12 protein-coding genes and 1 pseudogene are annotated in these 12,294 nt (G+C 72.0%); 5 read left to right on the top strand and 8 right to left on the bottom strand.

The window, feature by feature from the left end; all coding sequences use genetic code 11:
* Positions 1 to 40 precede the first annotated feature (40 nt).
* Positions 41 to 1,309, bottom strand: coding sequence for an MFS transporter (locus ABD323_RS03445; protein ID WP_344439024.1), 1,269 nt, complete (start codon positions 1,307 to 1,309; stop codon positions 41 to 43).
* An 8-nt stretch (positions 1,310 to 1,317) separates the two neighbouring features.
* Positions 1,318 to 2,487: a PLP-dependent cysteine synthase family protein gene (locus ABD323_RS03440; protein ID WP_344438923.1), complete on the bottom strand. Its 1,170-nt coding sequence runs from the start codon at positions 2,485 to 2,487 to the stop codon at positions 1,318 to 1,320.
* Positions 2,488 to 3,238: 751 nt separating this feature from the next.
* Here ABD323_RS03440 and ABD323_RS03435 point away from each other — a divergent pair.
* Positions 3,239 to 3,523 carry a hypothetical protein gene (locus ABD323_RS03435; protein WP_344438921.1) on the top strand — a complete coding sequence of 95 codons (285 nt, stop codon included), beginning with the start codon at positions 3,239 to 3,241 and terminating at the stop codon, positions 3,521 to 3,523.
* A 72-nt stretch (positions 3,524 to 3,595) separates the two neighbouring features.
* On the opposite strand, the gene ABD323_RS03430 is transcribed toward ABD323_RS03435, so the two are convergent.
* Together ABD323_RS03430 and ABD323_RS03425 are read right to left on the bottom strand one after the other, a co-directional pair.
* A complete protein-coding gene (locus ABD323_RS03430; protein WP_344438916.1) occupies positions 3,596 to 4,045 on the bottom strand; it encodes a hypothetical protein in 450 nt (149 codons plus the stop codon).
* A gap of 56 nt (positions 4,046 to 4,101) precedes the next feature.
* On the bottom strand, positions 4,102 to 5,694 hold the full coding sequence (locus ABD323_RS03425) for a multicopper oxidase family protein (RefSeq protein ID WP_344438913.1): 1,593 nt from the start codon (positions 5,692 to 5,694) through the stop codon (positions 4,102 to 4,104).
* Between the two features lie 299 nt (positions 5,695 to 5,993).
* On the opposite strand from ABD323_RS03425, the gene ABD323_RS03420 reads away from it, so the two are divergent.
* The 3 genes from ABD323_RS03420 (at position 5,994) to ABD323_RS03410 (ending at position 8,144) form a co-directional block, all read left to right on the top strand.
* A complete protein-coding gene (locus ABD323_RS03420) occupies positions 5,994 to 6,152 on the top strand; it encodes a hypothetical protein (RefSeq protein ID WP_344438910.1) in 159 nt (52 codons plus the stop codon).
* A gap of 578 nt (positions 6,153 to 6,730) precedes the next feature.
* Positions 6,731 to 7,681 (top strand): WD40/YVTN/BNR-like repeat-containing protein, encoded by a 951-nt coding sequence (locus ABD323_RS03415; RefSeq protein ID WP_344438908.1) that lies wholly within the window; start codon positions 6,731 to 6,733, stop codon positions 7,679 to 7,681.
* A gap of 169 nt (positions 7,682 to 7,850) precedes the next feature.
* Positions 7,851 to 8,144 carry a hypothetical protein gene (locus ABD323_RS03410; RefSeq protein ID WP_344438905.1) on the top strand — a complete coding sequence of 98 codons (294 nt, stop codon included), beginning with the start codon at positions 7,851 to 7,853 and terminating at the stop codon, positions 8,142 to 8,144.
* A 518-nt stretch (positions 8,145 to 8,662) separates the two neighbouring features.
* Here the strand turns inward: ABD323_RS03410 and ABD323_RS03405 are convergent.
* The 4 genes and pseudogenes from ABD323_RS03405 to ABD323_RS03390 all read right to left on the bottom strand — a co-directional run bounded on the left by ABD323_RS03405 (position 8,663) and on the right by ABD323_RS03390 (position 11,735).
* Positions 8,663 to 9,073 carry a (2Fe-2S) ferredoxin domain-containing protein gene (locus ABD323_RS03405; RefSeq protein WP_344438903.1) on the bottom strand — a complete coding sequence of 137 codons (411 nt, stop codon included), beginning with the start codon at positions 9,071 to 9,073 and terminating at the stop codon, positions 8,663 to 8,665.
* Positions 9,070 to 9,633: pseudogene (locus ABD323_RS03400) on the bottom strand (HAD-IC family P-type ATPase); the annotation flags it as partial. The pseudogene ABD323_RS03400 and the gene ABD323_RS03405, both read right to left, overlap by 4 nt.
* A 90-nt stretch (positions 9,634 to 9,723) precedes the next feature.
* Positions 9,724 to 10,185, bottom strand: coding sequence for a serine O-acetyltransferase (locus ABD323_RS03395; protein ID WP_344438901.1), 462 nt, complete (start codon positions 10,183 to 10,185; stop codon positions 9,724 to 9,726).
* Between the two features lie 233 nt (positions 10,186 to 10,418).
* Positions 10,419 to 11,735 (bottom strand): permease, encoded by a 1,317-nt coding sequence (locus ABD323_RS03390; protein ID WP_344438897.1) that lies wholly within the window; start codon positions 11,733 to 11,735, stop codon positions 10,419 to 10,421.
* Positions 11,736 to 11,910: 175 nt separating this feature from the next.
* Here ABD323_RS03390 and ABD323_RS03385 point away from each other — a divergent pair, with 175 nt between their 5' ends.
* Positions 11,911 to 12,216: a heavy-metal-associated domain-containing protein gene (locus tag ABD323_RS03385; RefSeq protein ID WP_344438895.1), complete on the top strand. Its 306-nt coding sequence runs from the start codon at positions 11,911 to 11,913 to the stop codon at positions 12,214 to 12,216.
* The last annotated feature ends 78 nt before the right edge of the window (positions 12,217 to 12,294 follow it).

Genomic DNA, 12,294 nt, shown 5'->3' with positions numbered 1-12,294 from the left:
CTGACAGGCCGTCCCGAGGTGCGCGGCTCGTGTCGGTGTTTCAGGCCGCTGCGAGGACCTCGGGGCGGCTGCCTTCCAGGGCCCCGGAGCGGGCAAGCAGCGCGACGGCGCCCGCGCACAGGATGCCGACGGCGGTCAGCGCCAGCCACGGCAGCCGCGGGTGGCCGGCGGCTGCGCAGGCGTCCCAGAGTGCGCCGGTCGCCAGGTTGCCGACAGTGATCCCAAGGCCCGTGACGGTGCTGTACAGCCCGTAGTGCGTAGCTACCAGCCGGCCGCCGGACAGCGAGACGATGGTGTCCATCTCGAACGGGTACACCAGCGTGGTGGCGACGGCGATCAGCGCGGCGGTGGCGATCAGCGGGCCCACCGCCTGCACCCAGTGCGACGGCGTGTCCGAGCGGGACAGGACGTGGTCCCCGGTGAGCGGTGGCAGGAAGGCTGCGGCCATCACCGCCAGCCCGTAGACCAGGGAGCGGGTCGGCGACCACCGCTTCCTGGCCCACGCGGTGATCCGCACCTGGCCGAGCGCCGCGATGGCCGCCGAGACGGCGAACAGCACGGTGGTGACCGCGGCCCCGCGCCCGGGGGCGGTGTGCTCGGCCCCCAGGGGCAGCGCCAGGTACACCTGGAACGACAGCACGTAGGAGCCGATCATGGCTGCGGAGAAGAGCAGGAACGGCCGGTTGGAGACAACGGTGCGCCAGTCGGCGAGCACCCCGCGGGCCCCGGTCTTCTCAGCGGGGACGATGGGCAGGTCGGGCAGCATCCGCAGCTGCACCGCGGTGAGCGCGAGGAAGAGCAGCGCCGCCACCGTGCAGACGGCCTGGAAGTCCCAGGCCAGCAGGGCCAGGCCGATCAGCGGCCCGGCGAACATACCTGTCTGGTAGAAGACGTTGAACAGCGCGAACGCCTCCACCCGCCGCTCGCCGGCCGCCTCGGCCAGGTAGGCCCGCACGGCCGGGTTGAAGAGCGCACCGGCGAATCCCGTGGCGGCCGACGCGGCCACCAGCGCGGGCAGGGTGTCGGCGAGGCCCAGCAGAGCGAAGCCGGCGGTGCGCAGCACGCATCCCGCGATGATCATGCGGCGGCAGCCGAGCCGGTCGGCGAGCGTGCCGCCGACGAGGAACATGCCCTGCTGGCTGAGGTTGCGCACGCCGAGCACCAGCCCGACCGCCCAGGCCGCCATGCCGAGTCCGCCGGCGAGGTGGGCGGCCAGGTAGGGCATCAGCATGTAGAAGGCGGTGTTGATGGTGAACTGCTGGACCATCAGCAGGCGCACCGGTGCGCTGAAGGACCGGAAACCGGCCATCGCGGCGCTCACCGGCGGGCCCCCGTCGCGCTGGTCGTCACGGGTTGGCCCGCGCGGGATCCGGGTGGTGGTGTGACGCGGGTGCAGCGGGTCCACCGCTCGACGGTGCGCTCGTCCGGGGTAGCGATCTCGTCGGGTTCCCGCGCGGGGGGTCGCTCGAGCAGGTCGTGGGAGCGGCAGTAGTCGTCGCTGTAGATGGTGTCCCAGTAGCGGAGCATGCCGTCGGGGAAGATCGCGGCGATCCGCTCGCCGGGCGGTTGGGTCTGGGCCAGCCAGCCGGCCACCAGGGCGACCGCGCCGACACTCCAGCCGCCGCTGGCGCAGTGGTGGCGGGCCAGGCGGCGGCAGGTCCACACCGCCTCGTGGGGTGCGACCCAGTGCACCTCGTCGAAGGCCGCGTGGTCGACGTTGCCGGGGTGGATGCTGCTGCCCAGCCCGCGCATCAGCCGCGGCCCGGCGCTCTGGCCGAAGATGGTCGAGTGGATGGAGTCGACGCCGACCAGGCGCAGTTCGGGGAAGAACTTGCGCAGAGCGCGGGCGGTTCCCGCCGAGTGGCCGCCGGTGCCGACGGCTGCGACGAGGGTGTCGATCCGGCCGAGCTGGAAGACCAGTTCCAGGGCGAGGCCGGTGTAAGCGGCCGCGTTGTCCGGGTTGTTGTACTGGTCGGGGCTCCAGGCGTTCGCCGTGTCGTGGAGTAGCTCTCGGACGCGGGTACGGCGTGCCTCCTGCCAGCCGCCGAGCGGGTGTGGCTCGGCCACGGTCTCGACCCGGGCCCCCAGGGCCCGGAGCTGATGGAGCATCAGCGGCTCGATGCCCGGGTCGGTGATCAGGACGACCGGATGGCCGTAGGTGGCGCCCGCCAGGGCGAGGCCGAGGCCGAGCGTGCCGCTGGTGGACTCCACGATGGGCGCCCCGGGCAGGAGCTGGCCGCGGCTGCGGGCGGCGGCGACCATGTGCAGGGCGGGGCGGTCCTTGATACCCCCGGGGTTGGCGCCCTCCAGCTTCGCCCAGAACCCGCGTGGGGCAGAGCTGAGCGGCTGCGCGATCCAAAGGACGGGGGTGTTGCCGACCAGTTCGGAGGGGGTGTTGCGGGGTGCTCCGGCAGGTTGGGGCAGGTCGTGGGCGATGGGCGAGGGGTAGGGGTTGGCGCGGGTGGAACCGCGCACGGTGGTGCTCATGAGTGTGCGTCCTTCCGGGCCCCGTTGTGCGGGAGCGCCGAGCGTCAATGTGCTTGCAGAGGGCGGGCCGAGAGCTGCCGCCCGGAATCCGGGTCGGCAGCGGGCCGGCTTAGGTGCGACTGACGCAGGTGAGGGAGAGGACGCATGGGCCGACCATGCCGGGCGGTCCGGTGCGGCGAAGAGCAGAGGGTTGAGAACGGCGGGAGCCGGGCAGTGCGCCGAGGAGCCAGGCCAGCGCGATCAGCGTCGGCACGGCTGGGCCGCCCGCGGCGGCTCGAAGATCAGCCGGGCTGTCGGCAGGCTCACAGCACTCGACTCCGCCTTCGTGGCACCCAGCCGCGAAGGCGCGGCCGTCGACAGGGGCGGCATGGGAGCCCGCGCCCGAGACATCAGTGACGGGCCCCGCGGATGTCTCAGCCAGTCCCGCCAGTCGGAACTCGGAGCCCGAAGAGTGCGCGCACAGCAGTGCGTGCCCCACGGTAAGCAGGGCCAGGACGGCCAGTACGGCGGCGGCGAGCGTGCGCGCCGTCCGCTGCCGTCCCTGACACGATCCCATGGCAGTGATCGTAGATGAAATGTGCCTCTCTGTAATTCTTTGACTACTTACGGGTGAACTGTCGCGTTTCGGGAACTCCGGGCCGCCTCGTCCTGCGGTCGAGCCGCTCGCGATGCCCCTCCATCGTGGCGGGTGCGTCGCGAGCGGCTCTCAGCGGACTCTCGTTGTCATCCGGCGGAAGCGGAGCTGCTCGGCATGCCGGGCATGCCGGGCATGCCGCTCATGTCCATGCCGCTCATGGAGGGCATCGGGCTGGTCGGCGAGGAACTCATCGACGGCATCGGACTCGGCGAGGACGACGGGCTCACCGAGGGGGAGCTGGGGGACATCGAGCCACCACTCATCCCCGGCATGGGGGAGCCGGAGGAGCCGCAGGCCGCAAGCGTCAGGGCGAGCGCAGCGGTGACCACGGCCACGGCGGCGGTACGGCGGCGGACAGGCAGGCGGGAAGCAGACATGAATGATCTTCCTTCAAGGTGAGCGCGACTGAATCACGCGCGGATCGGCAGGACACGGCGCCGCCCCTCCGGAACGAGGGCGCGGCGGCGTTCCTCAGTTCCGCATCACGCACACCAGGAGCAGGACGCCCCGTCCGCCGACCGGCGGACCTCGGCGGCGGACACCCGCCGCTGCGGACACGAGCCGCAGAACCGGAGCCGCCAGAAGGATCACGAAGAGTGCCGCGAGCAGACCTGCGGGCGGGAGGAAAGGGCCGCCCCGCGCGGACGTGGACACACACAGGGTCCCGTCCATCGCCGACGACGACTCCCAGGTCGCCGAGCCCAGTGAGAGGAGGGGCGCCCGTGGGCGGACCGCGGCTACGGGCTCAGAAGCCTGACGCATCGTCGTGCCGGCTGTGACGGCCGGTGAGGACATGGTGCCGTGGCACCCGCCGGCTGCCGCAGCCGGATTGCCATGCATCAGGATCAGCCCGAGCACCACCGCCAACATCGCCGCCGCCCGGGTCCACGGCCGACTGCGTGCCGGATCGTCAGTGCGCACAGCCGGGTCGTCCTTCCTGTTCTCGGGCGGGCTGGTGGGTGGCGGTGCCGCGTGGCTCAGCCGGTGTAGGCGACCAGGCCCATCATCCCGGTCTCGCCGTGGTACAGGTTGTGGCAGTGCGTCAGCCACTGGCCGGGGTTGTCGGCGTCGAAGTCGCACTCGACCGTGGCGCCGGGCAGCACGATGACGGTGTCCTTGCGCGGGCCCTGGCCGCCGGCCTGGAAGGTGTGGCCGTGCAGGTGCATGGGGTGCCACATGGTGGTCTTGTTGACGAACTGCAGGCGCACCCGCTCGCCGCTGCTGACCGTGAACGGGTTGGCGGTGGGGTTGTTCATGTCGAAGGGCTTGCCGTTCAGCGCCCAGTCGTACTTGGCCATGCCGCCGGTCAGCTCGATCCGGTGCGTCCGGTCGACCCTCTTCGCCCGCAGCTGGGCGGAGTCGTCGGCGCGCAGGTCGGTGGAGCGCAGGAGGCGGCCGTCCAGCTCGACGGGCCTGGTGGTGGGCGCGGGGGCGGCGCCGGAGCCGGTGCGCACCAGTGCCATGCCGGCGGCGTTCTTGCCCTCGGCCAGCGCGGTCAGCGGGAAGACGCCGTCCTTCAGCGTGACGAGGACGTCGTAGCGCTCTCCCATCCCCAGAAGTAGCGCGTCCACGTCCTCGTGCTGCACGGGGTAGCCGTCGGTGTGGGTGATGGTCATCCGGTGGCCGCCGAGGGCCAGGCGGTAGGCGGTGTCGCCGCCGGCGTTGATGATCCGCAGCCTTACCCGGGTGCCGGGCTTGGCCTGGTAGACGTCCGGTGCGGTGGCAAGCCGGCCGTTCACCAGGTGGTAGGGGTAGTTGACGTCCCCGGCGTCGACGCCCAGCAGCTTGCTGGTGGCGCCCATCAGCATGAAGTTCGACATCCCGGCCGTGCCGCCGGACGGCGAGGGGGACGCGCCGCCTCCCATGTCCATGCCGCCCATGCCGTTCATGTCCATTGCGCTCGACGACGACGGGGCGGCGCTCATGTCCATGCCGCCCATGCCCTTGCGCAGCTCGGCCAGGACCTGGTCAGGGGTGCCGGTGACGCCGTCGAGCCAGTCGTCCAGGACCACGACCCATTCGGCGTCGTAGGAGAGCGGCTCCTTCGGGTCCTCGACGATCAGCGGGCCGTAGAGAGCGCGGTCGAGCTGGACCCCGGTGTGCGGGTGGAACCAGTAGGTGCCGGGCTGCTCGGTCACGAAGCGGTAGGTGAAGCTCGCGCCGGCCTGCACCGGGCGCATGGTGACCGGCGGGACGCCGTCCATGTCGTTGCGCAAGGCCAGTCCGTGCCAGTGGATCGAGGTCGCGGCCGGCAGGTGGTTGTTCAGCGTGGCGACCAGGGTGTCACCGGCGGACAGGCGCAGGCCGCCTTGCGGCAGGTCGCCGTACAGCCAGGTCTGGACGCTCCTGCCGCCCAGGTCCATGGATCCCGCGGTGGCGGTCAGCGTCACCGCCTTCTCCCGGCCCGTGCTGCGGCGCTTGCTCTCGGCCTGGGCGATGGGGCTGCTGGAAGGGCTGAGCAGGGAAGGAGAACTGGAGGAGGCGTTGCTGCTGGAGCAGGCGGCCAGCGCTCCCGAGCCGGCCAGGCCGAGTCCGGCCAGCAGGACGGAGCGGCGGTTGATCATCGTCATGGGAACTGTCTCTCGTCGTCGCAAGGGCGCGTCGCTAACGCGCGAGGGCGGGCCGAGCGGCGGAGCGGGTCCGGGGAGGGGCCCGCTCCGCCGGGTCCTAGGTGCGAGAGACCGACAGTTTCGACAGGTCCGGCGGGGGCGCGCCCGACCTGGAGGGGAATCCGTGTGAGGCCGACAGGCAGGCCGGTTGAGGTGCGTTGATGGGAGCGGCACCTGCCGGCAGGTGCGGGGTCAACGGCTTGTTCTGCTGGGGGGTGCCCACGCAGTGCTGGTGCCCGCTGCACGATGACGAGTCGTCCATGGACGCGTGCAGGACCACGCCCAAGGTCGCGGGCTGCGCGGTGTGCACCATGGGCATCGCCGCGTCGGCGGACGGTTCCACCGGCGCCGCCATGGCGGCCATGCTCCCGATGCCGACAGCCTTCGGGGGCATCGCCATCTCGGCACTGAGCGAGTGATGGGCGAGCAGTCCAAGAAGCGCCACGAACAGTACGAGTAGTCCGGCCGCCCCGCGGGTGAGCCCCGCGCGAACGGGCATCGACCGGGCAGCTGCCCGCCCCGGTCCGGGCCGCTGGGGCACGGACCGGCGGCTCACTGGGGCCACGGTCAGGATGCTCACCCGGATCACTGTACCCCCTGGGGGTAGCGTCCTTCGGTAGGCGGCGCGTCGGCACGGCGCTTCGGCGCCCGCCGTGCGGACCACGGTCTGGCGAGTACGCTCCACGCCGCCGAGGAGGCTTCGGGTCACAGCCGAGGCGCTCGGTCGGCGCAGCGGCGTGGAGCGGTACCTGGGCGGTCAGGTCCTGCTGGGTTCACGGGGCGGTAGCGCTCGGCGATAGAGCCGCCGCCCGCTGGGTGACGGCGCTGGGGAGGACCGCCGCGGGGCTGCCCCAACCAGCCCCACACGCACCATCTACGAAGGCAATTAGTATTCTTGGCGGGACGGCGATCCGCCGTTCGGGCCGGCCTCTTGGCGGGGTTCGCCGCGATCTTGCCGACCACTCGGCCCCTCAGGTGTCCCAAGGAGTGCCCTTCCATGGCCAAGACCACTCGGTCCTCGTCGACCGGGAGCCACGACAACGCAGTCCAGGAGCGGCGCGCGGCGGTGGAACGGGCACGGGCGTGGCGCCGGACCTGGTGGGCGGGTGCGGCCGTCGCCGTGGTGGCGGTTGCCGCAGGCGGGGCGTTCTTCGCCACCCGAGGCAGCGGCTCGTCCGCTACGACCGCGGGATCCTCGGCTGCGGCTCCCGAGGTGGGCGGTGACCTGCACACCGTCCAGGCGGTAGGGGACGCGCTCTTCGTCGGGGGTCACGCCGCCGTCGCGGTCTCCCACGACGGCGGCCACCAGTGGCAACAGGTCCCCTCGCTCCACGGTGCGGACGCGATGGGGTGGGCCTCGACCCCGGACGCGGTACTGGTGGGCGGACACCCGGGGCTGTACCGGTCCACCGACGCAGGGGCCACGTTCACCAAGGCCACCGGCGCCGGTGCGGTGGCCGACGTGCACGCGCTGGGCGGCACCGGAACGACGGTCTATCTCGCCTCGCCGAAGTCCGGGCTAATGGCGTCCACCGATGGCGGCCGCAGTTGGCAGGTGCGCAACGCCCAGGCGGGTCGCACGTTCATGGGCACCATCCTGGTCGATCCCAAGGACCCCGCCCGGCTGATCACCCCCGACCTGTCCGCCGCACTGGCGACCAGCAGCGATGGCGGACTCACCTGGAAGTCGCTGGGCGGCCCGGTGGGAGCGATGGCCGTCGCATGGAACCCGAGCGACACCCGGCAGCTCATCGCCGTCGGCATGGACGGCGCACAGGCCAGCTCCGACGGCGGCGCCACCTGGCGGCCGATCGACCTGCCCAAGGACACCAGTGCGCTCACCTACGATGCGAGCGGTCGCACCCTGTACGCGGGCGTGCTGGAGGGCCAGAGCGCCCGCACCTTCCGCAGCACCGATGCCGGCGCGAGCTGGACGCCAACGGCGTGACAACCTCCAAGACACTCTCGGCGCTACTGCTGCTGTCGGCCGCAGCTGCCGTGCTCTTCTGCCTCGGCGGCGCGGCCCTGCTGGACGGCCCCAGCAGCACAAGCGGCCAAAGCGCCACGGTCACGATCCCCCAGGCGACAGGTCCGCTCAGCACGCCCCGGCCGCCGACGTGCAGCGCGTGCACGACGCGATGCACGACATCGCCGATCACTGCGCACCCCAGACCGGAGCCACGGCCCGGCCCGAACTCGCGCACGACGCCCAGGTGATCGTCGCGTTCGCCCAGCGATACCCCAACGCCACCTTTCCCGTCGACGACGAAACCGGGCGGACCCTGTCGCTGCTCCTGGCCACCCGTCAGGATCTCGGCCGGTGCGAGCCGGAGGCCGCGGCCCGCGTCGACCAGGCCCTTCCCCCGCAGTTCCGGGCAGCCCCGTCCGCAGGGCTTCCTGAGCGGCGCTGAGGCCGTGAACGGCCCCTATGGTGCATTCCGCCGCAGATCTGTCCGTGCGGGCCGCCTCCCCGGCACGCCGCCGACCCGGACTGCAGCCCCCCTTCGCGGCTGACCGGCCGCGCCGCAAGCCTCAGTCGTGCGGCTGCAGGTGGGCCAACCCGCTCGCCCGGCCCGGCCAGCGGGCCGACCCGCAGGGCTGGATGTTGCACCGCTGGTGGCACCGCGTGCTCACCCACCCACGACGCGGAGAACGGCACCAGCACGCCGACGCTGCTGGCCCAGCTGGCCCACTGCCGGCACGCCTGCGTCCGGTCGCTGGAGCGGTACGCCCGCCCCGGTGTCGACGCGGTCGCCCGGCACGTCGCCGCCCAGGATCCGGCTGCCCGCCGCCGAGGCTGACTTGCTGTCAGTGGCTGAAGGCGCTGCGGGTGTCCCCGGTCCTGCTCGCCCCGGGCAGCGGTGCCGCCGCCACGACGTGCTAAGGGCCGCCGCCGCGCGATGCGACGGCGGCTCTCAGAGCAGGGAGTTCAGTCGTCCAGCGCCTGTCGTATGCGGCGGGACGGGGCGAAGGCGTAGAGGTCGAGGATGTCGGGCGGGTCGACCAGGCCGGGGCCGCCGGCCTTGACCCAGGCGGTGATGTCCGCCGCCGCGTCGGGGTCGTTGACCAAACCCAGCCAGACGGGGCGACCGCCGGCCCTGCGCCCCTCGGCGGATGGCTGGACGACGATGACGTTGGCCTGCTCGCAGGCGTCCAGGCAGTCCGTGGGTCGGACGTTGGCGACGCCGGCCAGGGACGCGCGCAGGTCGGTGAGCTGGGCGCGGTGGTCGAGGCCGGGGACCTTGGGGGTGCCGCAGCAGCAGCCGCGGCAGACCGTGACCGTGCAGGGGGCCGCCCCCGCCTTCGTCGCGGAGGCGGCTCGGCTTTTGCGCTTGCTCACTTGGCGCCTTCCGCGCCGGCCCGCTTCCAGGCGACCTCGCGCAGCAGCCGCAGGCCGTTGAGGCCGACGATCACGGTGGAGCCCTCGTGGCCCAGGACGCCGAGCGGCAGCGGCAGGTGGCCGACCAGGTCCCAGACGACCAGGCCGGTGATGAACACCGAGGCGATCACCAGGTTCTGCACCACCAGCCTCCGGGCCGCCCGGGACAGCGCCACCACGGTCGGGACGGTGGCGAGTTCGTCGCGGACGACGACGGCGTCGGCGGTCTCCAGGGCGAGGTCCGAACCGGCCCGGCCCATCGCGATGCCGGTGTGCGCGGCGGCCAGCGCGGGGGCGTCGTTGACACCGTCGCCGATCACCAGCACCTTGCGCCCGGCCTTCTCCTGCTCCTGGACGGCCTTGAGCTTGTCCTGGGGCAGCAGCCCGGCGCGGACATCGGTGATGCCGACCTCGGCCGCGAGGCGGGCGGCGGCGCGCGGGTTGTCGCCGGTCACCAGCATCGGCGTGCTGCCGGTCAGCGCGGCAAGGGCGGTGACGGTGGCGGCGGCGTCCGGCCGCAGCCAGCGGCCACCGAGCTGCAGTGGGCCCCAGCTCGCGCGGGTCGCGGCCAACTCCACGACGAACGCGCGCGACCGATACGGAGGGCGGCGTCACGCCGTGGCTCCCGCCTCGGAGAGGGGGATGCGGTGCCCGATCCTGCGCGCGGGGACGCCGGCCCAGATCTCGTCGGGTCCGGTCGAGGTGGTCAGGACAGCGTTGGCCCCCAGCACCGTGCCCCGACCGATCGTCAGCACACCCTGCTTGCAGACGACCTTCGCCCCGGCGCACAGGCAGACGCCGTCCTCGATGACGATGCGTTCCATGGCGCTCGCCTCCTGCGGAACCCACGGGTCGGCCCGGCCCAGTGTTACCCCGTTGTAGATCGTCACGTTCGCGCCGATGGTGGTGAACGGGTGGACCACCGTGCCGAACCCGCGGTGGAACACCTTCAGGCCGGGTCCGATCTCGACGGCAGCCGGGACCTCCACGCCGTACAGCGCCAGGACCTCCTGGACGAGCCGACCCACCAGGGCACTGCGGCGCCGGTAGATCAGCGCAGAGACGAGCGACATGCCGCCCAGCCTGCCACCGCGGACGCGACCGGAGCACAGATCTCAGCGAATCCGCCCCGCACGGGCTACCGGGCGGACATCCGTACGATGTCCACGCACGGGCATCTCGAATAGGAGTCGGCCGTCGGGCGATCTCCGATCCGGTGCACCGGCCGCCTCGCAGCCCATCACGAGTCGGCACCGGTGCGCTCCGGGTAGGTCCTCGCGGCGGCCCTGCGGTTCGGCGCGACGGATCAGTGGTGGTGCGTGTCCCCGGTCCCGGGCTCGTCTGCTGGGCCATGAACCGTGTGATGGTGGGTGGCATGCCCAGGGCCTTGCTCCGTGTCGGCGCCGTGGTCGTGCCCCGCATGCCCGTCGTGTTGGTCGTGCCCTGCGTGCTGTTCAGGCGCTGCGCGATGGTCGTGTCCGGTGTGGGCGGTGTCGGGTGATCCGCCCATCATGCGCAGCATCGCCGGGCCTCCGGTGCGCCAGAAGCGGATGATCAGCGCGGCGGTCAGCAGCAGGAAGGCGATGTTGAGCCAGGTGGTGTAGTTCCAGGTCACGCCCTCCATCGGGATCTTGGCGTCGGCCTGGTCGGGGATCAGGCCGAGGCCGCCGAAGGCGAACTCCACCACGTAGCCGGCGACGACCATCGCGGCGTAGAAGGTCGCGGCGATGAAGGCGGCCATCTTAAGGCCGTAGTACTTCCGGTAGATGTTGAGGATCGGCAGGATCAGCAGGTCGGCGAAGATGAAGGAGACCACCCCGCCGAAGCTGATCCCGCCCTTCCAGAGCACCACTGCCAGCGGCACGTTGCCGATCGAGCAGACGAAGGAGATCACCGCGACGATCGGACCGATGATCGGGCCCCAGATCTTGGACGCCACCGGGTGGCCGGCGAAGAAGAAGGAGTGCCAGAAGGAGTCCGGCACCCAGGCGGCGATGGCCCCGGCCACCAGCAGGCCGATCACCAGGTCGCGCAGGATCGCGGCCCACTCCATGACGAAGACGTGCGCGACCGAGGTGAAGCCTTCGCCCGAGAACAGCCGGCGGCCGAAGGAGCCCTCGCGCTGGACGGACATGTCCATCGCGGCGTGGCCCTCCATCGACCCGGCGACCCCGTGCTCGGCCTGCTCGCGTGCCTCGCGCAGCAGCTTGGACCGCAGGAAGAGTCGGAACAGGACCGCGAGCAGCACGATCATGATCGGCCCCCCGACGAACTCCGCCGCTGTGAACTGCCAGCCCATCAGCAGTGCCAGGATCACGCCGAGCTCGACGACCAGGTTGGTGGAGGCGATCTCGAAGGCCATCGCGGCGGTGAAGTTCGCGCCCTTGCGGAAGAGCGAGCGGGCGAGCGCGACGGCGGCGTAGGAGCAGGACGAGGACGCCATGCCCAGCGCGGAGGCCACCGCCAGCGTGCGGGGACGGTCGTCGCCCAGCAGCCGCACGATCGTGGATCTGCGCACGACCGCCTGCACAATGGCTGACAGGGCGAAGCCGAGGATCAGGGCCCAGGTGATCTCCCAGGTCATCGATCCCGTGATGGACAGCGCGTGAAGAATGGCGTGCATCGGTCCTGCTTCCTCCGTCGTCGTGTAGCGCCGGCCACCGCCGCGTACCCACTCTGGGGCACCGCTGTGGGCCGTCGCCCTCCCCGGATCACCCGCGTGTCGCCGCCCGGATGGTCTCTACTTGCAGACAGTACCCCGGGGGGGTATACAGGGGAACCAGTTACCCCCCGAGGGTATGAGTCACTCGTTATCGGAGGAACCCGCGATGTCCTGCTGCGGCACTGAAGGCACCTGCTCCACCACCCAGGCTCCGGAGGCCGGCTCCGCCGCCCTGACCACCGTCTACGAGGTGCAGGGCATGACCTGTGGCCACTGCAAGGAGGCCGTGACCAAGGCGGTGACCGCGCTCGACGGCGTTACCGGCGTCGAGGTCGACGTCGCCACCGGCCGGGTCACGGTCGGCTCGACCTATGCGCTCGACGACGCGGCCGTCCGCGGCGCGGTCGACGACGCCGGCTACGAGCTGGTCGGCCGCGCCTGACCCGCCGGACCGCCCGGCCACCCAACGGAGGCCGGGCCGGTACCCGCCCCCGAAACCTTCCTCATCGGGCTCTACCTA

It is taken from the genome of Kitasatospora nipponensis, from assembly GCF_039528135.1.
Lineage (GTDB): Bacteria > Actinomycetota > Actinomycetes > Streptomycetales > Streptomycetaceae > Kitasatospora > Kitasatospora nipponensis.
Note: the sequence above shows the minus strand (reverse complement) of the source record. Positions and strands in the feature narration are given on the sequence as shown.